Origin of the sequence: Alloalcanivorax xenomutans (assembly GCF_032810065.1) — a bacterium.
In the GTDB taxonomy this organism is placed as follows: domain Bacteria; phylum Pseudomonadota; class Gammaproteobacteria; order Pseudomonadales; family Alcanivoracaceae; genus Alloalcanivorax; species Alloalcanivorax xenomutans.
In genome coordinates this window covers 1,238,203-1,261,096 of record NZ_CP136538.1, presented here as the reverse complement: position 1 = coordinate 1,261,096, position 22,894 = coordinate 1,238,203, and the positions used below count along the sequence as shown (strand labels likewise).

Genomic DNA, 22,894 nt, shown 5'->3' with positions numbered 1-22,894 from the left:
GAGGGGCGACGTCTATTCGGTACTCACCTCACCCTCATTGGCCACACTGATCTCATCCGCAATCAGATTCATAACGAGCCGGGCCATCAGATCCTTGGCCTTCGGGTCGCTTTCGGCGATCAGCAGCGTAAGCGCGGTCAAGCCCTGCTCGTTGAGCGTCAGGCGCATGCCTTCCTGGCGCAGGTAGAGCAGGAACAGGAAGGCGCCGGAGCGCTTGTTGCCGTCCGAGAAGGGGTGGTTCTTGATCACGAAATACAACAGGTGCGCGGCGCGTTCCTCGCGGGTGCCGTAGAGGGGCTCGCCGAACATGCTTTGTTCCAGGTTCCCGAAGATAGAGGCCAGGCCGTCATCCCGGTCCCGGGCGAAAAGGTCGCTGGCCTCTCCCCTATCGCGCAGTTCTCCGGCCAGCGCATCCAGGGCACGGCGAGCTTCATCCACGCCCAGCACACCCCGGGCCGGGCGGGCCCCAGGAGGCACGCCCAGCGCGCCTTCGTCATAGTCCTGGAGCAAGCGCCAGGTGCGCGCATAGCCGAGGATCAGACCGACCACCTCCTGACCGATGTCGGAGACCAGCTCTTGTCGGGTCAGGGTCTGGCCGAGCAGTTCCACGGCCTGCTCCAACTCGGCGAGGCCCTGCCGGGCCAGCCGGTGCTCGTTGAGGCTGTAGCCCTGGGTCAGGTGTTCGCGGAGGACGCGAGTGGCCCATTGGCGGAAGCGCACGCCCCTCTGGGATTTGACGCGGTAGCCCACGGAAATGATGACATCGAGGTTGTAGTGATCAATCGCGCGCCGAACCTGCCGGTTGCCCTCCTGGCGAACTATCCGGAATTTCCGGATAGTTGCCTCACGGCCTAACTCACCCTCTTCGTACACATTGCCAACGTGCTCGTTGATGGTGCGCAGGTCCTTCCCGAACAACTCCGCCATCTGCTTCTGAGAGAGCCAGACGGTCTCGCCCTCCAGACGCACTTCCACCGGCCCGGTGTCCTCCTCAAAAATGACGATGTCACTCACACAACCTCCTTGCTGTAATCATCCGCACTGGCCATATTGACAGTACATTACACGAAGGTACACTTACTTGAGGAGCCTAGAAACTCCAACAGGCGGGCAAAGCCGCACCCCGGAAACATTGCGGCTTTTTTGTGCCTAGGCCATCCCTGGCCGGCACCCTGCGGGCCGTCGCCCCACCGGGCGACGTCAAAAATTTCTCCTGGAAATTTTTTGTGCCCGAAATCCGGGACGTAATGGCCGGGAGGTCCGGCGAATACAACACCTGCTTGCAGGAAATAGTCGGAGCAGTACCTGTTGCTGTTTCTAGCCTCCCGACCGCCCTATTTACGCAACCTAGAAATTGCACAACAGGAGCAAGACCATGAAACAGCGCAAACTGAAAGTCCGCAAAGGCCACCGGGACTACACCCTGAAGAGCAAGCCTTGTAGCGGCAATCCGATTATCCCTTTTCTTCTTCTCAAAGGTACCTGGCTAGAACAGGCGGGATTCACCATTGATACGCCCGTCTCCGTGACCGTGGAGGATGGGCGGCTTTCGATTGTTCGGGATTGATGTCGGTGAGGGGCTGGCCCCGACGGTAGGCCGGGGCTTCTTGCGGCAGGATAGGCTAAGGGCAAGGCTTAACACCCGTCCGCTCTCCGCCTCTACCTTAGCTCGGGAAAAGGTCGCGAACGCGAAGAAAGGGCATGCCGGTTTCCGCTGCCCTCCGTACCTTCCGTTCGAGAACCTGGTCAAGCGGTATGTCGCGGTCGAGCAACTCATAGAGGTCAAGGCCATCCATACAGATGACGCGTTTGCCTCGCCCAAAAGCCGCGAGGCCATCATCGGTGAAGCCGCTGTTGCTCACGAATAGACCTCGTGTCCAGGCAGCCTTCTGTTCAATCTTCCCATGGAAGGTGTGTAAATCGGCGACGCCAATTGGCTGACTGTGCCACTTGGCTTCCAGCAGATAGATTTCGCTGTCAAGCTGGAAGCTGCCGTCGATTTGCTCTCCGCGAAGCCGGAAAGGCTCCTGGGCAGCCAAACCGAATGCGTCAAATAATCTCTTGAGAAACCCCTCGAAGGCGAAGCCACGCGCCTGTGCGCCAAGCGAGGAGACCTGTAGCAGGTCGGCTTTAATGATGTCGAGCTTTTGCCGGTCCACAATGGGTTGAGGCTGGGTTACCACAGGATTTTTACCGCCGGAGAGGCGATTAATCAAGCGTTGATAACGCGTTTGCGCGTCGATCAAAGGATCTTTGTCACCTCTTCGGATAAGATAGTCCGCACGGTACTCCCAGAGAGCCTCGAGCACGCGAACGGCCGTGGCATCGTCGCAGTTCTGTAGAAAATAGCGCAGGCGCTTCCCTTTGGAACCACCGTTCGCCGCGTATCTGGGATCATCGATATCGACCTCAAGCTCCGAGGCGAAGAAATCCGCGAAGCTCCGGTCGGAAAAATCAAGCACGAACCCAGGACCCCGGATGAAATCAACAAGGTCATCCACAAAACGCATATCGATCGATCGTATGGAGCTAATAAACCCTCCCCCACGGGCTGATACTTATCCACTTCATGCCGTGATTAATATTCAATCGTTCCGTCAATAGCAAATCTTAATAGATGCGGCATTATAATACGAACCAGCACACAGCCACTCCTGAGCTACCCGGCCTTTACCAGACTCGCAGTCTCAGGATCGTAGATATACCCAGTGATGCTTCCATCCTTGATTCGCACGACAGCCTCGTCAATGACGAACAGTGGGACGAGGAACCATTCCTCAGGCTGCACAGGATGGCCGAAACGATCGTTGATCGTAATGCTCAACCGCGCTGGTGCAAACAACCTGTGAAACAAGTTCTCCATCCGCGTGCGGTTGATACCCGAAAGCTTGTATGTTGCGACCACTTCAACTTTCGCCAACAGGTATGTGGAGTCGTGTTCGGCGTTGGCGATGCGAGTCTCTACCTTGCCGCCGGTCACACCGATCTTGTGAATGACATCACGATGCTCAGCCACATAGGGGTTATCGGATAGCGAGCGCAACACATAAATGGTGCCACTTTCCAGATCTCCCTCTTCCAGAAAATCGCTGAATAAAGGCCCCATATCCGGATCAGTAATTCGACGTGCTGTTTCGTCTTTATACAAAGCACGAGCCAGGGACAACCGCAGCAGGTTGCTTTCGGTACCATTCGAGTAAATGACGCGCAGTCGAGCATCTTTCTTCCCTTGTGGCGAGTCAAACTCTTCGCCCTCCTCGGCGACGTATGCCGTTTGACCATCCAGGATGAACCAATGTCCCACTTCAATCGTTGCGTACTGCCCGAAAGGCCGTGTCACTCTTAAACCTGAACTCAGATCACAGCGCACCTGATCGAATAGCGACTTGAACGCATCAAAATCCTCGCAAGGCTTGCGATCCGCAATCTCCTCGGCGGTGCGCTTTTCGGCTCTGGTGCGTACGTGACGCAGGACAGTAATGTCATCGGGACCAGCAACATCCGTCAGTTCGGCAGCCAGATCGTCGATGTCGATGATTTCGTCTCCCGAAGCAGCAACGGTCTGGGCCTCAGCAAGCAAGCCCTGATGATCCAGCGACTCAAGCAAGGAGCGGCAGTCCGGGAGCGCACGTAGACAGTCGAGCCGCACTGCATATAGGCGCTCGAATATGTCGCGGTCTTCCCCATGCTGCGGCGCACGCCCATGCTGCTCGGCGAAACGCTGGATTTCCTGAAAGCCGGCGATGACACGCTCTTCGCTGGCTGGGCGCCCTTTTTTCTTTTCAGGAGGCGCGAAGTCCGCCAGTTCTGCCGCCAAGTCGTCAAGGTCGGAGTTACTCATAGCACCCCTCCGTTCTGAAACGCATAAATGCGGCCGCGCCTTCCGCAAGGTGCTTTTCCCAGGCATCTTGAGAGATTGCGGATGGGAGCCGCCCACGCTCACGTTTAAACTGAGCCGCACGCTTGGCGATCACCTTCGCTTCGTCAGGCGTGATCGAAGTGCGCTTGGCCGAAATGGCGGCCGCGACCTGCTTCAAGCTGTCCTCGCTCATGGTCTTGGCAAGGATTGCGTAGGCTTCTCCGAAGGGGTTGATGCGGTCGATCAGATCGATATCCAACTCTCGCACGTCCATCGCGAAGCGGCGTACGCCGTCGATCAGTGCGGTGTTTGGCGACCCATCGCTCTCGCCTTCGGTGACAAGTCGCTTGGCCTGCTGCGTGAGGTTGAGAGCGGCGATGGCGTGCTGACGCACGGCTTCCTGATCTTCGGCGTCAAGTTCGGGATACTTGTCCTTAATGATCTTACCCATGCGAACTTGCGTCAGCTCCTCGGGCACCAGCTCCTCATCGAACAGACCGCGCTCGATGCTCGACTTGTCCTGCACGAAAGCCGTAATAACTTCATTCAGGTCTTCCTGACAGATTCGAGCAGCCTCCTTGCTCTTGGGCTCGGCGAGGCCCGTGATCTCAATTTGGTACACCCCCGCCTGCTCATTGACACCGACATTGCAGCGCCCCTCGTCGTAGCCACCTTCCCCGTAGTCAAAGCCCGGCGTTGGCCCGCTGTCGGGGTTCTTAGGCTTGAACTCGAAGCGCGGAGCAAGAACCTGCTCCATCAGCAAGCTGGCTGCAATGGCCTTAAGTGTATCGTTGATCGCCTCGGTGACCGCTTCCTCGCTCGCGTCCGGCTCTGCGATCAAGTTGGTGAACCGTGCGCGGGCCTTGCCCGGCGCATCGCGGGTGGCACGCCCGATGATCTGCACGATCTCGGTCAGGCTGGCGCGGTAGCCCACGGTCAGCGCATGTTCGCACCAGATCCAGTCGAAACCTTCCTTCGCCATGCCGAGCGCGATGATGATGTCCACATGGTCACGGTTGTTCTTCTGCGTCGGGTCTTTCAGCGCGGCGGATACGCGGCCACGCTTCGTGGCATCGTCATCGACTAGATCAGCGATGCGCAACACGCGGCCATCGGGGCGCTTGACGAGCTGGAAACCAGTGGCGGGGTCGATGCCCTGCCACTCCCCCAGCGTCTCGATGATGTGCTCCACCTCGCGCATTTTGTCCTTCGTGCTTTCGCGCGAGTTGACGTTGGGAATGTGGATGATGGTCTTCTCGCCAGGGTCGAGGACTTTAAGGATGTCATCGACATAGGCGCCGCTGTAGAAGAAGTAGCCGATATCGAGTTGCTTGAGGTATTCGTAGCCGTTGAGCTGCTCGTAGTAGGTATAGGTGACGGTATCGAACTTCGACTCATCTTGCGGGGCCAGCACGGTCTCAGCGTCACCCCGGAAGTAGGAGCCGGTCATGGCGACGATATGCGTCTTGTCCCGCGCAATAAACTGTCCCAGGTGCTGACCGAGTTTATTGTCCGGGTTGGCCGACACATGATGGAACTCATCGACGGCGATCAGTCGGTCGTCGAATGCCTCCACGCCGTAAGTATCGACCGCAAAGCGGAAGGTCGCATGGGTGCAGACCAGCACCTTGTCGTCGCCTTCAAGGAATGCGCCCAGCGACTTGACTTTCCCGCCATTTTCGTTGCCCGGCGCGTTGCATAGATTCCACTTCGGCTCGACGTGCCAATCAGCCCAGAAGCCGTACTTCGACAGCGGTTCGTCGTTGAAGCTGGCACCGATGGACTTCTCCGGCACAACGATGATGGCCTGCTTAATGCCCTGATTCTTGAGCTTGTCGAGCGCCACGAACATCAGCGCACGGCTCTTGCCCGATGCGGGCGGCGACTTGATGAGCAGGTATTGCTCGCCCCGCTTCTCGTAGGCACGCTCCTGCATGGGACGCATGCCAAGGGCATTGGCCTTGGTCGACGCGCCGTTGCGGGCGTAGGTGACGGAAACGGACGGTACGGTTCTATCAGCACTATTGGTCATATCTTGCTCTTCTGTTGAGATTCGACACGGTCTTTTAGGATGGCCTTGCCAAACCAGTCCGGCACGTCGGTTACTCGGGAATCAACAACGTTCTCCGGCACGTCCCGCCAGAACGCCAAGATCGCGTCCGACAACGCCTGAAACTGATCATCGCTTACCTTCAGATGCGTATGATCACGATATCTCGTGTCCGACAACGCCCCCCCGAAGTCTTTGAACGGATCATCGAGATATTCAGGATAGCTATTCCTCAGATCGTCGAGAGATTTTCCTTCTCCGTGCTTGTACACATTAACCACCAGGCGGCACCCATCAAGCGTTCGAAAGTAGTCCGCAGCGCGGAGATTCCAACCGAAGCTTTCCAGTAATTCGGCGATCTGACCGAAGTCGGCCGACCAAACCTTCAAGGTGGCATTGTTGCCGCGATGCCAGTGCTGAATCTCATGTGCCAGCCAGTCACGTAGCTGCTTATCCCACTCGTGGAACATCCCAGCGACAACGCTCAAGCGCGTTTGCTCGCGCATGTCGCTCAGTAATCCGTAGAACTCAATACCGACATCGTGCGCCTGTTCATAAAAATCACCTGGGTCATGCCGATCCGGATCAAAATATTTTCCACTTTGCTCCAGCCAGTCCTCGGCAGCTCGGTCAGATTCGGATTCAATGTCGTCGAACTGCGAAAGCAAACGCTTCCGCGCCTGTTCGACATAGAACAAATGTCCCTTAATCAACGATTGCCGGAATGGCTCCCACATCTGAAACAACACATCGCCTCTCATACACCGCCCCTCGCCTTGCGCTTGTTGCCCTTAGTCGGTGCAGCCGAAGCGGCCATTTTGGTATAGAGCTCAAACAGCTTTTCCAGCCGCTCGGTATCGTTCTTGAAGCGCCGACCGATGTATATCCGCTCCAGCACTTCGTCGTTGCGATCATGGGCGGCACGCAGGTCAGCGGGCATGTTCTCGGGGTCGTACAGGTCTGCGATGGCGGCCGGGAAGTGATGCTCCCGTGCGAGCAAGATGTCTTCGGCACAGCGCGTGAGGTCGGCCTTCATTTTTTCGGTGAGCGTGGGGACTGGGAAGGTGTTCCAGCCAAGGGTGTTGGAGTAGCGGTAGCGCGTTTCCAGCTTGCCGCAGACGGTGGCGATCCAGACAAGATGCAGGCGGCTGGCGATGACGGCGAGGTTCCAGAGAGGGGCGTCGTAGAGGGCGAATGCTTGATCTTGGATGATGGCGTCAGAGTCAAGCAATCCGACCGGCAAGCAGGGACGGCTCTCTGAGCTGACACGGGGAACCACAAGAATGTGATTCCTAGCTGTCTGCTGGTCGCGGAAGCGATAGGGAGTCTCAGCCAGCTTCTGGGCCGCCTTGTCTTGTTTCTTCGCGCGCCTAGCACTCGCTACGGCGCTCATGCGCTCAGCTATCAGCGGAATGGCCCCCGCTTCGTCAGCCTCATCGTCGTCAATCCACAGACAGGCACGTGGCACAGCGGAGATGAACTCTTGGGAGCCGTAGAGCGGGCGGATGAAGCGTGCTGTGCGCGGGTCGGCCGACCGCATCTGCTGCGCTTCGGAGGTCGAAAAGATCAGTGATGCGCCGTAGTAGGGGTGATTGCCGAACTGCATAGTTGCAAGGCTGTCGGCTGGACGGCTGGCCCCCTCCACAATGACGTTAGGGCCGGCGATCAAGTAGGCGTTGATGTGCTCCGCCTCACGAAGCGTCGTCGCACCATTATCCCCAGCAGAAAAGAGGCGTCGCAACTTTCCTGCACAGTTGGAAATTCCGACAATAACAACTGTGACCCCGGCGTTGTGAGTAGCAAGGTTCGACCACTTAAAGCTCGTGTACGCGAAGCCGATCTCGTGTCCTGTCCTGAAAATCTCCGGCCACAGAATCGGTACTTGCTGCCCTTGGCAGACCGAGTTGGTAGCGACAAGAGCGGTCACGGAACTTGTGTGGCTGCCGTAGTCCGCGGCTTTTAGGAACCAGCCAGCAACGTAGTCGAGCGACTTCCAGTTCTTCACGCGGCCAGCGAAGATTGCGCCAAGATCGGCTTTGTGCTCATCCGTCTGCCACTTTGAACCGAGGTATGGTGGGTTACCGCAGATGTATGTCTCGCCGCCCTCGTTCTCAAAGTCGATCTCAGCTTGATCGAGCGGAGAACCGAACAAGTCATCGGCTTGCACCTTCACGCCCGTGCCGGTCGGTGGGCAAATGCTTAACCAGTCGAGCCGCAGCGCGTTTCCGCAGGTGATCCAGTTTTCATTGCGCAGGGGCAGAAACTCGGCCAGGGCCAGCTTCTGCCCCCGGTACAGCACGTCGCACTGATACTCGGCGATGACCAGCGCAAGGCGGGCGATCTCCGCCGGGAAGTCGCGTAGCTCGATCCCGCGAAAGTTGGTGACTGGGATTTCTGATGCGCGATCCAGCTCGCCGCGCCGCCGGTTGATCTCGGCCTCGATGGCGCGCATTTCCTTGTAAGCGATGACCAGGAAGTTGCCCGAACCACAGGCCGGGTCGAAGACCCTGATCTTGGCGATGCGCTTACGCAGGTTGAGCAACATGCGAGCGTTATCGCCCGCCTCCTCCAGCTTCTCCCGCAGGTCGTCAAGGAACAGCGGATTCAGCACCTTCAGGATGTTGGGGACACTGGTGTAGTGCATCCCCAGCTCGCCGCGCTCCTCGTCTTCGGCAACGGCCTGGATCATTGAACCGAAGATGTCGGGGTTGATCTTGGTCCAGTCCAACCCACCGACGTGCAGCAGGTAGGACCGCGCGATCTTGCTGAATCGCGGCACCTCCTCGCCACCAGAGAACAATTGCCCGTTGACGTACGGGAAGTCTTCGGCCCATCGGGGAGTCCTGGCGGCGGCCCGGTCCTCGCGCTTGGTGTTCATGGCGCGGAACAGCGTGGCGAGAACCTCGTGCGTGTTCGACGAGTCCCTGGCGCTCATCTGCGCGACGGTTTCGGTGAAGCGCCCCTTGCCGACGAAGATGTCGGTGTCCTCGGCGAAGAAGCAGAAAATCAGCCGCGCCATGAACTTGTTCATGTCGTGGCGACGCTCCGCCGTGCCCCATTCGGGATTGTCTTTCAGCAATTCAACGTACAGACGATTCAGGCGGCTGGTGGCCCGGATGTCGAAGGCGTTCTCGCTGATCTGGCGGACGGTGCTGATGCCTGCCAGCGGCAGGAAGAAGCCGAAGTGATCCGGGAAGTCTTTGAAGGCGCAGGCGACGGTCTCGCCGCTGGTCAGGTCTTCGGCCTCAAAATCTTTGCCGTCCGTGGCAAGGATGAACTTCGCCTTGGCCTTGATTGTTGCCGGACTAACCTTGAGCGCGGCCAGCGTCTGGGTCACCTGCCCTGCGTCGCAGGTCAGAATATGAATGTTGTTCGTCTGTAGAACACCGCCCAGGTCGGATTTATTCGACGCCCCGGCGCGCAGGCGCTTGATGGTCGTCGCCTTGTTGCCGAAAGCTTCAAGGAAGGCATAGGGAAACTCAGCGAGGTCAAAGGGCTGCTCCGCAAGGTCTGTGATCGCTTGTTCGATTTCTACGGCGTTCATGGCGTACGCACACTCTGTTAGTCCATACCATTGTGCCAACGTTGCCCTACGATTCACTCATTTCCGGGCCAAAGCCAGACGTCAGATCATTCCCACTCAATCGTAGCCGGCGGCTTGGACGAGATGTCATACGTCACTCGGCTGATCCCCGGAATCTCGTTAATGATCCGGCTGGAAACCTTCTCCAGAAACTCATACGGCAGGTGCGCCCAGCGGGCGGTCATGAAGTCGATGGTTTCGACGGCGCGGAGCGCGACCACGTATTCGTAGCGGCGGGCGTCGCCGACGACGCCGACGGATTTGACCGGGAGGAAGACGGCGAAGGCCTGGCTGGTTTTGTGGTAGAGGCCGGCGGCGTGCAGTTCCTGGATGAAGATGTGGTCCGCCAGGCGCAGGGTGTCGGCGTATTCCTTTTTCACTTCGCCGAGGATGCGCACGCCCAGGCCGGGGCCGGGGAAGGGGTGGCGGTAGACCATGTCGTAGGGCAGGCCGAGCTCGAGGCCGATTTTGCGCACTTCGTCTTTGAAGAGTTCGCGCAGGGGCTCGACGAGCTTGAGTTTCATGTGCTCGGGGAGGCCGCCCACGTTGTGGTGGGATTTGATGACGTGGGCGCCGCCGGTTTTGGAGGCGGCGGATTCGATCACGTCCGGGTAAATCGTGCCTTGGGCGAGCCAGTTGGCGTTGGTGAGCTTGGCGGCTTCGGCGTCGAAGATGTCGATGAAGGTGTTGCCGATGATCTTGCGTTTCTTCTCCGGGTCTTCCACGCCGGCGAGGCGGGTGAGGAAGTTGTCCTCGGCGTCGACGCGGATGACGCGCACGCCCATGTGGTCGGCGAACATTTCCATGACCTGGTCGCCTTCCTGGTGGCGCAGCAGGCCGTTGTCGACGAACACGCAGGTGAGCTGGTCGCCGATGGCTTTGTGCAGCAGGGCGGCGACCACGGAGGAGTCGACGCCGCCGGAGAGGCCGAGGATGACGTCGTCGGTGCCGACCTGCTCTTTGATGGTGGTGATGGCGTCTTCGATGATGTTGGCCGGGGTCCACAGGGCTTCACAGCCGCACAGTTCGCGGATGAAGCGTTCCAGCAGGCGGCCGCCTTGCAGGGTGTGGGTGACTTCCGGGTGGAACTGGACGCCGTAGAAGCGTTTTTCGTCGTTGGCCATGCCGGCGATGGGGCAGCTGTCGGTGGTGGCGGTAACGACGAAGCCTTCCGGCACCGCGCCGACGCGGTCACCGTGGCTCATCCACACGTCCAGGTGTTCCTCGCCGCCTTCTTCGTGGTCGACGATGCCGTCCAGCAGCGCGTTGCTTTCGGCTTTGGCGACACGGGCGTAGCCGAATTCGTGTTTTTCACCGGCCACCACGGCGCCACCCAGTTGCTCGGCCATGGTTTGCATGCCGTAGCAGATGCCCAGCACCGGCACGCCCAGCTCGAACACCGCTTGCGGCGCGCGCGGGGTCTCGGCGGCGGTGACGGATTCCGGGCCGCCGGAGAGGATGATGCCTTTGGGATTAAACTCGGCGATGTCCTCGGCGCTGATGTCGAAGGCGCGGATTTCGCAGTAGACGCCGATTTCGCGCACGCGGCGGGCGATCAGTTGGGTGTACTGGGAGCCGAAGTCGAGGATCAGGAGGCGCTGGGCATGGATGTCTTGCATGGTCCGTTTCCGGTTAGGGCCGGCGGTTCGGGGCCGGCTTTAAATGCAAAGGCCGGCGGTTGGGCCGGCCAGTTCTATATCTGTTGCGCTTCGTCGGGGCACCGTGCTTGCCATCCCTGGCGCAACGCCCCCTCTCCAGAGCGCCCTACCCGGCCGTCCATGGCCGGGCGTGAGCCGCGCTGCGAAGCAGTGCTTCGGTCGCGTCTCACCCCACCGGGTAATTCGGCGCTTCCTTGGTGATGGTCACGTCGTGTACATGGCTTTCTTTCATGCCCGCGTTGGTGACCTTGACGAATTCCGGCTTGGTGCGCATTTCGTCGATGCTGGCGCAGCCGGTGTAGCCCATGGAGGCACGCAGGCCGCCCATCAGTTGGTGGACGATGGCGCTCATCGGGCCTTTGTAGGGTACGCGCCCTTCGATGCCTTCCGGTACCAGTTTCTCGACGCCGGCCGCGGCGTCCTGGAAGTAGCGGTCGGAGGAACCGGAGGAACCGGCCATGGCGCCCAGGGAACCCATGCCACGGTAGGCTTTGTAGTAGCCGCCCTGGAACAGTTCCACTTCGCCCGGCGCTTCCTCGGTGCCGGCCAGCAGGGAGCCGATCATGATGGCGTGGGCGCCGGCGGCGACGGCCTTGGCGATGTCGCCGGAGAAGCGGATGCCGCCATCGGAGATCAGCGGCACGCCGGTGCCTTCCAGTTCGGCGGCGACGTCGGAGACCGCGGTGATTTGCGGTACGCCGATGCCGGCGACGATGCGGGTGGTGCAGATGGAGCCCGGGCCGATGCCCACTTTCACCGCGTCGGCGCCGGCTTCCACCAGGGCGCGGGCGGCGGCGGCGGTGGCGATGTTACCGCCGATCACCTGCACGTCCGGGAAGTTCTTTTTGACCCAGGCGACGCGGTCGATGACGCCCTGGGAGTGGCCGTGGGCGGTGTCGACCACGATCACGTCCACGCCGGCTTCCACCAGCGCGGCGACCCGTTCCTCGGTACCGGCGCCGGTGCCAACGGCGGCGCCCACGCGCAGGCGGCCCTGGCTGTCTTTACAGGCGTTGGGGTAGCGGGTGGCTTTCTCGATGTCCTTGACGGTGATCATGCCGCGCAGGGCGCCGGACTCGTTGACCACCAGGATTTTCTCGATGCGATGTTTGTGCAGCAGGCCTTGCACTTCGTCGGCGCTGGCGCCTTCCTTGACCGTCACCAGGCGCTCCTGGCGGGTCATGATGTCGGCCACGTGCTGGTCGTAGTCGGTGATGAAGCGGGTGTCACGGCTGGTGACGATGCCCACCACCTGCTCGCCTTCCACCACCGGCACACCAGAGATGTTGTTGGCTTCGGTGAGGCGCAGCAGCTCCGCCACGGTGGCGTCCGGGCTGATGGTGATCGGATCCTTCACCACGCCGGATTCGTATTTCTTCACCGCGCGCACCTGACGGGCCTGGTCCTCCAGCGGCATGCTCTTGTGCAGGATACCGATGCCGCCTTCCTGGGCCATGGTAATGGCCAGGCGGTGTTCGGTAACGGTGTCCATGGCGGCGGAGACCAGCGGAATATTCAGTTCGATTTCCCGCGTCAGGCGCGACTTGAGGGACACATCCTTGGGCAGTACATCCGAGTGGGCAGGCAGGAGCAAAACGTCGTCAAACGTCAGGGCTTCTTGGGCAATTCTGAGCATATTGCACCGTGGGAGCTGGGGGAGATTCGGCCTGGCCGAAGATGCCGGGCGGCACCGGACGGTCATGGGGCGCCGCCACGTCAAACCGGACCAAAGGCTCCGTTAAATTAAGCGGGGCATTATACGGTATGGCGGTCCTTCGCGGCAATCGGGGATCGCGGTCCGTCCGCCGCGGGCGAATGCACAATAATTGACAGATTCAGGGATTGGGAAGATTCGCCTGCGGGCAGGCTCCCACATCCATGGGCCGCGACGCTTGCGGCGGCGGCGGGGGGCGCTTACATTGCGCGGCATGACTTCATCACGCACCGAACCCTATTCCATCAGCCGTCTCAACCTGGAAGCCCAGGGACTGCTGGAAGGCAGTTTCCCGCTGATCTGGTTGCAGGGGGAGCTGTCCAATCTGTCCCGTCCCCGTTCCGGCCATTGGTATTTCAGCCTCAAGGACGACCGCGCCCAGGTCAACGGCGCCATGTTCCGCAATCGCAATCAGTTGCTGCGCTTCCAGCCCCGCGACGGTCAGCAGGTGCTGGTGCGCGCCAGGGTCACGCTGTACGTGCCGCGTGGCGGTTTCCAATTGGTAGTGGAGCACATGGAAGAGGCCGGCGAAGGGGCGCTGCGGGCCCAGTTCGAGGCGCTCAAGGCGAAACTGGAGGCGGAAGGGCTGTTCGCCAGCGAACGCAAGCGCCCCCTGCCCCGCTGGCCGCGCCGCATCGGCGTGATCACCAGCCCCAGCGGCGCCGCGGTGCGCGATGTGGTGCAGGTGCTGAAACGCCGCTGTCCCGGCATTCCGGTGCTGGTCTACCCGGCGGCGGTACAGGGCGATGAAGCACCAATGCAACTGCGCCGGGCGTTGGACCTGGCGGTGCGGCGGGCGGATTGCGACGTGCTGGTGATCGGCCGGGGCGGCGGTTCGCTGGAGGATCTGTGGGCGTTCAACGATGAAGCCCTGGTGCGGGCGGTGGCGGCTTGCCCGATTCCCATTGTCTCGGCGGTGGGCCATGAGGTGGACGTGGCGCTGACGGATTTCGCCGCTGATTTGCGCGCGCCCACGCCGTCGGCGGCGGCGGAGCTGGTGAGCCCGGACGGCGAGGCGATTCTGGCGCGGCTGGATCAGTTGCAGCGCCGCCAGCACCGGGCGGTGGCCGGCACGCTGCAATATCGCCGGCAGCGGCTGAGCCAGCTGGCCCACCGGCTGCAGTTGCGCCACCCGCAGCGGGAGCTGGAACAGCGCCGGCAGCAGGTGGACGAATATCAGGCCCGTCTGCAACGGGCGCTGCAGCACAAGCAGACGCTGCTGCAAGCGCGGCTGGATCGCTTGAAAGGGCGGGTGATGCAGCAGTCCCCGCGTCAGCGGCTGGCGCTGCAGCGGCAACGTCTGCTGGGCCTGCAACGGCGGCTGCCGGTGCCGTTGCTGCACCAGCGCAGCCAATTGCAGCAGCGGCTCACCGGGCTGGGCCGGCGGTTGCACACCGCCAGTCCGCTGGCGACGCTGGACCGGGGTTATTCGCTGACGCTGGCCGAGGGCCAGCCGCTGCGTTCGGTGGAAACCCTGCGGGAAGGCCAGACCGTGGAAACGCGGCTGGCGGATGGCCGCTTCGAATCCAAAGTCACCCGGCTTCTGCCGTCTTCAGATAACGACTGAGCAACTTCGCCAGCAATTGCCGGCGGTAGGGTTTGGCCAGGTGGTCGTCCATGCCCGAGGCGAGGCAACGTTCCCGTTCCTCTCCCAAGGCGTTGGCGGTGAGCGCGATGATCGGCACCGGCGAGCGGCCCGCCGCCCGTTCCCAGCGGCGGATCGCCCGGGTCGCTTCCAGGCCGTCCATCACTGGCATTTGCACGTCCATCAGCACCACGTCGAAGTTTTCTCCCTGAATGGTGTTGAGCGCGGTTTCGCCATCGCCACAGCTGACCACTTCAAGCCCCAGATTTTCCAGCATGCGCGCCGCCACCATGCGGTTGACCAGGTTGTCTTCCACCAGCAGAGCGCGGCCGCTCAGGAGGCCATCGTCGATGCGCGGGCCATCGCTGGCCAGCTCCCCGGCGACCCGGGCGCGCACACGCAATCGCAAGGTGAAACAGCTACCCTCTCCGGGCTGGCTTTTGACGGCCAGATCGCCCCCGAGCATTTCCGCCAGGCGCCGGGCAATGGCCAGCCCCAGGCCGGTACCGCCGTAACGGCGCGACGGCGACGCATCCAGTTGAGAGAAGGCCACGAACAGGCGGTCGCGTTGGGCGTCGGAAATACCGATGCCGGTGTCGGTGACGGACAGCGACAGGTTCATCAGGCCGTGCTCGTCGGCGGCGGCCTGGATGGTCACCCGCACCCCACCCTGCTCGGTGAACTTCACCGCGTTGGAGATCAGGTTGCTGAGAATCTGCCGCAAGCGCGTGGGGTCGGAATACAGGTCATAGCCTTCCAGTTGCTCCAGCCCTTCCAGCTCCAGGTACAGGCCTTTGTGGCGCGCCACGTAGCGGAAAGTGCCCATGCAGTTTTCCAACAGCGGGCCGGGGGCGAAGAAGGTCTGATCGATGTCCATGCGCCCGGCTTCGATGCGCGAGAAATCGAGAATGTCGTTGATCACTTCCAGCAGGTGGCCGGTGGATTCCAGTGCCGCCTGGGTGTACTCGCGCTGCTCCTCATTCTGCTTCGTGGTTTCCAGCAGTTGCAGCATGCCGAGCACGCCATTCATGGGGGTGCGCAGTTCATGGCTCATCATCGCCAGGAAGTCGGTTTTCGCCTGGCTGGCCTGCTGCGCGCTGCGATGGGCTTGCCGCAATTCCCCCATGGCCCGTTGTTGATCGGCGCGGGCGCGCTCCAGACCAGAGGCCAGTTCGTTGATGTCCCGCTGCAGATCCGACAGTTCCCCCTGCAGATGGTGGTCACCGCGGGCGCGGTAATCACCGCCGCGAATCACCCGCACCAGACCGGACAGATAGGACAGCGGCTCGGCGATGCGGCGGGCCAGATAACCAGCACACACCAGGCCCACCATCATCGCCAGCAAGGCCGGCACCAGGCTGGCGGCGAGGATTTCCTTTTGCCGCGCCGCCAGCAGTTCCGGGGCCAGCCCCAGCACCACTTCGCCGACCCGGTCTCCGGGATCCACATAGCGCTCGGTTTCAGAAGCGGACAGCGGCTGCCGATAGATGCCCGCGCGGAATTCCAGCAGTCCGCCGCGCCCGTCGCTGGTGGCCCGGCCTTCGCTCAATAACACCTGGCCGGTCTCGTCACGGAACGCCACGTAATAGACGTCCGGGCGTTGCAGTGCCATGTTGGCGTGACGGCGCAGCTCCGAAGTGTTGCCGGAGAGCACGCCGTACTCGGCGGCGGCGGCCAGCTGGCGGGCCAGGAAGCCGCCCAGTTCGCGCACTTCGTTGTCGGCGTCCTGCAGACGCTGCCAGGTGAGTGTCACCAGCACCAGAACCAGCATGATCAGCGCCGGTATCACACCGAGCCAGCGCAACTGCCGGCGAATCCCCCCCTGGGCCATCATGGCTGTTCCTCCCATTTTCGTTGTAACGCCCGGGGTTCCCAAAGCGGCAGGTTATAGGCGCGTGCCACGTGCTCATTGACGCTGATACTGCTGTGCTCGACAAAATCCGGCGACGGCCAGTGCCCTTGTCGCCGCCATTGGTCGAGCCAGCGCAATGTTTGCCGTGCCAGCGCCGGCAAAGAGGAATGAACACTGGCGACACTGCCGGCGTTGACGAACCCCTGACCAGGGCCGACCACGGGCACTCGTTGGCGGTAGCCGGAGAGTAAAATGAGTTTGGCGGTGCCGGCGTTGAACAGCGTCTCGTCTTCCGGCAGTAACAGCAAATCCCACTGTGGCAAGTACCTTCTCAGCAGCGGTCCGATGCCGGCGGCGGAGGAAACCGGCATCCAGTCCAGTTGCAGGGAAGCGGTGGCCGCCGACGGCAGCGGCTGCCAGGCGCTGTCGGGGCCATACAAAACGCCAACGCGGCTGACTCCGGGAAAGAGGATCTCGATCAGGCGCAACTGTTGTTCCAGCGACACGCCACTCCAGATCGCGCTGCACTGGCAATCCCGGCGTCTGGCCTCGTCAACCACCGCCGGCGGCACCGAAACACCCAGCACCGGGCCGCCCTCTTCCACCGCGCGCCGAAACGGAGCGGCGCCCAAAGCCAGGGTAACGTCGGCGCCACTTTCCACCAGGCTCCAGGGCAGCGCGGACGGCACCTGTTCCAGGGCCAGCAGAAAGGCGCCGCGATGCTGCGGCTGATCGCTGATCACGCGCACGCGCAGCGGGTCGTCGGCCGCCGCCGACAGCGAATATAACGCGAGGGTTGCGAGCAGAATCCGGGCCTTCCTTGACCAGCGCACGCTCAATGACCTCCCCGCGGTGCGACACCGATCCGCTCCCCGCCGGTGAAGGCGAGGAGTCGGACGTTATGGAAAAGGCGTCGCTCCGTCATAGTCAGAACCGCAAAGCCAGGGTTAGCCAGAACCGTTCATCAGCCCGATAGCGATTTTCCTCGAACACCACCGGCTCGTTTTCGAGGAAGTGCTGCACCAACAGGCTGGCCTCCAGGTGGGTCGCCCCCAGGGCACGGCGATAAGCCAGTTGCAGATCCAGGCGTTCGTAAGGGTGATTGTTATAGTCCCGCGCCAGGTAATAGCCGCTGGAAAGCCACCAGTTCCGCAGCACGTGCCATTCCCACAGGGCACTGCCGCTGTCACGGGCGGCGAAGCGTAATTCCGTGTCACGGTTGCTGCGGGTATGGATGTGGGCGCCGCTGAGACGCAGCCAGTGATGCGCGCCGGGCCGCCAGCTGAGCTGCGCTTCGGTACCGCGATGGCTGACCTTGCCGCTGTTGTCGGCGTCAAAATTCACCGGGCTGATGGGGCCGCTGATCAGGTCCCAGAGTTCTTCCTGGAAATAACGCACATCCAGTTCCACGTCACCGAAGTGGCCGTAGTAACCCCATTCCCGCGAGCGGATACGTTCCGGTTTCAGATTGCCATCGGCCTGTTCGCTGACAAAGAAGTAGGCCGGATCCCACCCCAGCCAGTCCGCGGTGCGGTCGCCAAAAGGTCCGTTGAGCCGGCTGATCGGCGCGTTGGAATGGGCCTGGTCCTCGTAGATATCCGGCGAGCGCAGGCCACGGGCGTATACCCAACGCAAATGGTGTCCGGGCATCAGTTGCCAGGACAAACCGACGCGCGGCGTGAAGTGCTCGCCGTTGAGGTCATCATATTCCCAGTACCCGCCCAGATTGGCGGTGAACCGGAACAGCGGCTTCAGCGCCAGATTGGCGAAAGCGCGGCGGCTGACGTTATCGGCGGTGCCGCTGAGGTAGGTTTGCGAGTTGCCCCGGTCGTAGCGCAGGTTGAGTCCCGCCACCAGCCGCGCCCACGAGTTGATTTGAACGGTATCCTGAATTTCCAGGTCGTAACGATGCTCGCGCACGTCCAGGTAACTGGTGCCACAAAAACGGTCAGCGCCGCTGCTGAGCAAGTTGGCGTAGCGCTGCTGTACCGCCGGGTCGGCGGGCGCGGCGGCCAGTGTGGCGTCAATGTCACCATCGTGGGCCAGATACAGGTCGCGCATTTCCTTCGAGAAAAGCAGGCCGCCGCCAGCGCCGTGCCGCCCGGTGAGCGGGTCGAAATAACACATGGTCAGCGGCAACTCTTCGTCCGAATACTGGGCGTAACCCGAGACCTTAAGTTGATGCCAGTCAGACAGTTGGCGTTCCCACACCATGCCGGCAAAGGCGCTGTCGTCGCGCTGTATCGCCAGACGCTGATAATCGCCCAGCCCGCGAAGACTGCTTTCCGGCGCCCGTTCCAGTTTTGAACGGCTACCGCCGAAGTAAAGGCTGAGCACGTCGCCATTATCCAGCTCCCAGGCTCCGCGACTATTAACGCTTTGGGTGCGTTTGGCATCGCCGTCCTCCATCGGCGGCAAGCCGGCGTCGTAACCGTCGTCGGCGCGGCTCTCCACGGAGATCCGGAAGGCACTGTCGCCGAGGTGCCAGCCGCCGCTGACATAGGCGTCACGAATGCCATTGTTGCCGGCGCGCAGACGCACTCTCTGGCCTTCGCTGTCGCGTGGATCGCGACTGATGATATTGATCACCCCGGAAAAGGCGTTGGCGCCGTAGGCCGCGGCGGCCGGGCCACGAGTGACCTCAATGCGCTCCACATCCTCCAGAGCGATGGGGAGATCATTCCAGTTGACCCGCGCCAGTCCCGGCCGATAAACACTGCGGCCGTCCAGCAATACCAGCATGCGGCGATGATCACGGGCCTGGGTGCCGTGATAGGACACCGACGGTACATTGCCGTCGGCCTTGGCCACGCTCATGCCGGGAACCAGCCGCATGACCTGATACAGTTCCCGGGCGCCGCTGGCGCGAATCATGTCCTGGGTGATGATGGTGACACTGGCGGGGACTTCGGAGAGAGGCTGATCGAGGCGGGCCGGGGTCAGCACCCGGGGGATATCCGGGCCGGCCATTTCCTGGGCATGGCTCAGCCCCACCGTACTTGCCAGTACGGCGGCGGACCAGAGCCGCATTCCACAGTGGTATCGCACCCCGTGCTCCCCCCGCTTGATCCGGAACCGTGCCGTCCCCACGACGGCAGCCGTTCTCCGTTTTTTCTATCGGAATCCGAGTTATTTCTTGATGTGCTTCATCATGCGCCGACGACGGCGGATCTGCCGATCAGTCAGCGGATTCTTGCGCCCCTCGTAGGGGTTGTCGCCGGATTTCAGCTCGAGCCGGATCGGCGACCCCTCGATTTTCAGCAGTTCCCGGAACCGGTTCTCCAGATAACGCCGGTAACTGACCGGCAATGAATCAGTACGGTTACCGTGAATCACCACCACCGGCGGGTTCGAGCCGCCCAGGTGCGCGTAACGCAGCTTGGCGCGAAAACGGCCGCTGCGAGGCGGCGGATGGGAATGGGTGATGTCTTCCAGCATGCGCGTCAGGGCATTGCTGCCGATCTTGATGAAAGCGGAATCCCAGGCCCGCTCCACCAGACCGAACAAGTCGCCGACGCCGGTGCCGTGCAGGGCGGAAATGAATTTTATTTTGGCCCAGGGCACGAATTGCAGGCGGCGATCCAGTTGCTGCTTGACCCACTCTTTGTGATCGCTTTCCAGACCATCCCACTTGTTCATGGCGATCACCAGGGCGCGGCCGGCTTCCAGCACATAGCCCAACAGGTGCAGATCCTGGTCACTGATGCCGTCGCGGGCATCCACCACCAGCAACACCACCTGGGCAGCGTCCACCGCCTGCAGCGCCTTGATCACCGAGAATTTTTCGATGGTCTCGTGGACTTTTCCCCGGCGGCGCACCCCGGCGGTGTCGATCAGCACATAAGGCCGGCCATTGCGCTCGAACGGCACCTCAATGGAATCCCGGGTGGTGCCGGCCTGGTCGAACACCACCACCCGCTCTTCGCCAAGAATACGGTTGATCAGCGTGGATTTGCCCACATTGGGGCGGCCCAGCACCGCTACCCGCACGGTGTCCGGGGCTTCCGGTTCTTCCTCTTCACCGGTTTCTTCCGGCTCGGGGAAGACGGCCAGCACCTCGTCCATCAGCGCGCGTACACCACGCCCGTGGGCGGCGGCGATGGGCAGCACCTGGGTCAGCCCCAGAGCGTAGAAATCCGCCATGGCGGAATCCGGGTCCAGGCCATCGGTCTTGTTCACCACCAGAAACACCGGCTTGGGCAGCTTGCGCAACTCCGAGGCCACCTGTTGATCGGCGGCGGTCAGGCCGGCGCGGCCGTCCACCAGGAACAGCACGGCGTCCGCTTCACCCACGGCAAGCAGGGCCTGATCGGTCATCGGCCGGTCTATGCCCTCCTCGCTTTCGCCGATACCGCCGGTATCGACCACGATGTAGGGCCGGTCGCCCATGCGGCCGTCCCCGTACTTGCGGTCACGGGTGAGCCCGGGAAAGTCCGCCACCAGGGCGTCCCGGGTACGGGTGAGGCGATTGAACAGGGTGGACTTGCCCACATTGGGGCGGCCCACCAGGGCGATAACCGGTTTCATGCGGCACTCTGACGGTATATTGGGGCGCTATGGTATTAACTTAGCGGGAAAGTTGCCAAATTAATCGGCAATGGCTGGGACGATGGTGTCGGAATGGCTTCGCCTTTCCTCAAACGCCCCCTCTCCCCTCAAGGGAGAGGGGGCCGAATAGAAAGGTCTGTCTCGTCTCCCCTCTCCCTTGAGGGGAGAGGGTGAAAAGAGTGTCCCGGATCAGTCCCGGGCTTCCAGGCGGTAGGCGGCCAGACGGCCCTCGCTGCCAAGCACGTAGATGACGTCGTCGTGGCGGATCGGCGCGGACACAATGGGCTTGCCGCGATGGCGATAGCGGGCCACCAGCTTGCCGTCGCTCTGATCCATCCAGTGCAGATAGCCTTCGTAGTCACCGACCACCACCAGGTCGTCCTGCACCGCGGTACCGGTGAGGCGGCGGCCATAGAGCTTGTCCTGCTGCCACAGGAAGGTGCCGCTGCGCTGGTCGACGCCTCGAACCAGGCCCTGATCATCGCTGACGAACAGCGTGCCCAGATCGGAACTGAGGCGCTGGTGGCTGGAAATGTCCTTGGCCCAGTAGGGGCGGCCGTTTTCCCAGTCCAGCACCGCCACCTTGCCCTGGAACGTAGCGGTGAACACACCGCCGTTCTCCACGATCAGGCTGGTGTTGATGTCCACCAGACGGTCCAGTTCGGAGCGGCCGGTGGGCTCGGCCACCCGGCGCTCCCAGATCGGCGAACCGGTCTGTTCGTCCAGGCACACCACCTTGCCGCCGGAAAACGCCGCGTAGACACGCCCGGCGGTGACCACCGGCTGTGTGCCGCCCAGCAGAATCAGGTTGGGAATGGCGGTCTCGTACTCCCAGCGCGGCTCACCGGTTTCACTATCGAGCGCCTGGATACGGCCGTCGATGGTCTGGTACAGCGCCAGGGAACTGGTGCCGGTGGGGGCGGAGAGGATCTCGCTGCTCAACTGGCGGCGCCACAATTCGCTGCCGTCCTCGGCGGACAGCGCCACCGCCTCGCCTTCCCGGGTGCCGTAGTAGACCTTGCCGTAGCCGGCGAAGAGGCCGCCGGAGATGCGATCCTCGGTCTTTTTACGCCATTGCCGGTCGCCGTCTTCGCGGTTGAACGCGTAGACCTGACCGTGCACGTCGGCGGCGAACACTTGCTGGCTGGTCACCGCCGGGCTCAGTTTTATCGAGGTCTCGTCCATGCCGTCGCCGGCATTGGCTTTCCACAGCCGTTTGACCTTGTAGGCACTGTCGAAGTCCGGCAGATCATTGGGCTCGATGGCGTTGGGGTTGCTGCTGCATCCGGTCAGCACCAGCGCGCCCGCCACCAGGGCCACCAGGCCGCGCGTGGTGAGGGAGCGGCGCAGACCGCCGGAGGCTTGGGAGGCTTTAAGAGGCTGCATAAATCTCACGATTGACGGTTCAGGTCATCCAGTTTCATTTGCACGCGGTCACTTCCCCCCTGGCCGCCCATGGCTTCCAGTGCGGAAGCATAAGCGTCCCGTGCTTCGTCCCATTGCTGCCTGGCCTTGGCGACATCGCCTTTGAGCTCCAGGGCCTGCCCCTGCATGGCCTCGGGCCAGGTACGGCCCAATTCCTTGCCGGCGGCGTCCAGCTCGTTCTGGGCGATCAACACTCGCACCAGGCGTAAACGGGCCACGTGTTCCAGTTCCTTGGTGGCGGGTTTGTCCACCACCAGGCGCAGTTGACTGGCGGCTTCGTCCAGATCACCGTCCTGCACCGCCAGTTTGGCCAGTGCCAGATGGGCGTAACCGGCGTAGCTGCTACCGGCGAACTGGTCGATCAAGGCTTCGGCATTGGTTTTCACCACGCCGGCATCGCCGTCGCCGGCGCCCGTCGGCATCGCGCCGATCATCTTCTCGTACAGGCCGGAGGCCTTGCCGGCTTCAACGCTTTGATGCTGCTGCCATTGCCGCCAGCCGATCATGGAACCCACCGCCAGTACGATCACCACTACCGTGGCCACGCCGTTTTTCTGCCACCAGTTGCGCAGACGCTCGGCTTGTTCTTCTTCGTCACGGATGTAATCGGCCACCCCTGT

The 22,894-nt window shown here is 62.0% G+C and carries 16 protein-coding genes; 2 read left to right on the top strand and 14 right to left on the bottom strand.

What is annotated here, in order from left to right; genetic code table 11:
• Window positions 1–12: 12 nt before the first annotated feature.
• Window positions 13–1,014, bottom strand: a complete 1,002-nt coding sequence (locus RYH70_RS05885) for a virulence protein RhuM/Fic/DOC family protein (protein WP_317009905.1) — start codon at window positions 1,012–1,014, stop codon at window positions 13–15.
• A gap of 361 nt (window positions 1,015–1,375) precedes the next feature.
• On the opposite strand from RYH70_RS05885, the gene RYH70_RS05880 reads away from it, so the two are divergent.
• Window positions 1,376–1,567: a SymE family type I addiction module toxin gene (locus RYH70_RS05880; RefSeq protein ID WP_317009904.1), complete on the top strand. Its 192-nt coding sequence runs from the start codon at window positions 1,376–1,378 to the stop codon at window positions 1,565–1,567.
• Window positions 1,568–1,664: 97 nt separating this feature from the next.
• Here RYH70_RS05880 and RYH70_RS05875 read toward each other — a convergent pair whose 3' ends face one another.
• The 7 genes from RYH70_RS05875 to guaB form a co-directional block, all read right to left on the bottom strand.
• Window positions 1,665–2,510, bottom strand: a complete 846-nt coding sequence (locus RYH70_RS05875) for a restriction endonuclease (RefSeq protein WP_317009903.1) — start codon at window positions 2,508–2,510, stop codon at window positions 1,665–1,667.
• 149 nt (window positions 2,511–2,659) lie between these two features.
• Complete coding sequence (locus tag RYH70_RS05870; RefSeq protein ID WP_317009902.1) at window positions 2,660–3,841, bottom strand: GIY-YIG nuclease family protein; 1,182 nt, start codon at window positions 3,839–3,841, stop codon at window positions 2,660–2,662.
• A complete protein-coding gene (locus RYH70_RS05865) occupies window positions 3,834–5,891 on the bottom strand; it encodes a DEAD/DEAH box helicase (protein ID WP_317009901.1) in 2,058 nt (685 codons plus the stop codon). The genes RYH70_RS05870 and RYH70_RS05865 overlap by 8 nt, the downstream gene beginning before the upstream one ends.
• The gene (locus RYH70_RS05860; RefSeq protein WP_317009900.1) at window positions 5,888–6,670 is read right to left on the bottom strand and encodes a hypothetical protein; all 783 of its coding nucleotides are present in this window, start codon (window positions 6,668–6,670) and stop codon (window positions 5,888–5,890) included. The genes RYH70_RS05865 and RYH70_RS05860 overlap by 4 nt, the downstream gene beginning before the upstream one ends.
• On the bottom strand, window positions 6,667–9,453 hold the full coding sequence (locus RYH70_RS05855; protein ID WP_317009899.1) for a class I SAM-dependent DNA methyltransferase: 2,787 nt from the start codon (window positions 9,451–9,453) through the stop codon (window positions 6,667–6,669). The genes RYH70_RS05860 and RYH70_RS05855 overlap by 4 nt, the downstream gene beginning before the upstream one ends.
• Window positions 9,454–9,539: 86 nt before the next feature.
• Complete coding sequence (gene guaA / locus RYH70_RS05850; protein ID WP_317009898.1) at window positions 9,540–11,111, bottom strand: glutamine-hydrolyzing GMP synthase; 1,572 nt, start codon at window positions 11,109–11,111, stop codon at window positions 9,540–9,542.
• A 205-nt stretch (window positions 11,112–11,316) separates the two neighbouring features.
• Window positions 11,317–12,786 carry an IMP dehydrogenase gene (gene guaB / locus RYH70_RS05845; RefSeq protein ID WP_022995353.1) on the bottom strand — a complete coding sequence of 490 codons (1,470 nt, stop codon included), beginning with the start codon at window positions 12,784–12,786 and terminating at the stop codon, window positions 11,317–11,319.
• Between the two features lie 292 nt (window positions 12,787–13,078).
• Between guaB and xseA the strand changes: the two genes are divergently transcribed.
• Window positions 13,079–14,431: an exodeoxyribonuclease VII large subunit gene (gene xseA / locus RYH70_RS05840; RefSeq protein ID WP_233916959.1), complete on the top strand. Its 1,353-nt coding sequence runs from the start codon at window positions 13,079–13,081 to the stop codon at window positions 14,429–14,431.
• On the opposite strand, the gene RYH70_RS05835 is transcribed toward xseA, so the two are convergent.
• From RYH70_RS05835 to RYH70_RS05810, 6 genes are all read right to left on the bottom strand, one after another.
• On the bottom strand, window positions 14,397–16,283 hold the full coding sequence (locus tag RYH70_RS05835; protein WP_317009897.1) for an ATP-binding protein: 1,887 nt from the start codon (window positions 16,281–16,283) through the stop codon (window positions 14,397–14,399). The two genes, xseA and RYH70_RS05835, sit on opposite strands and share 35 nt — an antisense overlap.
• The gene (locus tag RYH70_RS05830) at window positions 16,280–17,134 is read right to left on the bottom strand and encodes a hypothetical protein (protein WP_317009896.1); all 855 of its coding nucleotides are present in this window, start codon (window positions 17,132–17,134) and stop codon (window positions 16,280–16,282) included. The genes RYH70_RS05835 and RYH70_RS05830 overlap by 4 nt, the downstream gene beginning before the upstream one ends.
• A gap of 94 nt (window positions 17,135–17,228) precedes the next feature.
• Entirely contained in the window at window positions 17,229–19,349 is a 2,121-nt protein-coding gene (locus RYH70_RS05825) for a TonB-dependent receptor plug domain-containing protein (RefSeq protein WP_317009895.1), read from the bottom strand.
• 81 nt (window positions 19,350–19,430) lie between these two features.
• Window positions 19,431–20,828, bottom strand: coding sequence for a ribosome biogenesis GTPase Der (gene der, locus RYH70_RS05820; protein ID WP_022995348.1), 1,398 nt, complete (start codon window positions 20,826–20,828; stop codon window positions 19,431–19,433).
• A gap of 210 nt (window positions 20,829–21,038) precedes the next feature.
• A complete protein-coding gene (bamB, locus tag RYH70_RS05815; protein WP_022995347.1) occupies window positions 21,039–22,235 on the bottom strand; it encodes an outer membrane protein assembly factor BamB in 1,197 nt (398 codons plus the stop codon).
• A gap of 5 nt (window positions 22,236–22,240) precedes the next feature.
• Window positions 22,241–22,888, bottom strand: coding sequence for a YfgM family protein (locus tag RYH70_RS05810; protein ID WP_055100159.1), 648 nt, complete (start codon window positions 22,886–22,888; stop codon window positions 22,241–22,243).
• Window positions 22,889–22,894: the final 6 nt, after the last annotated feature.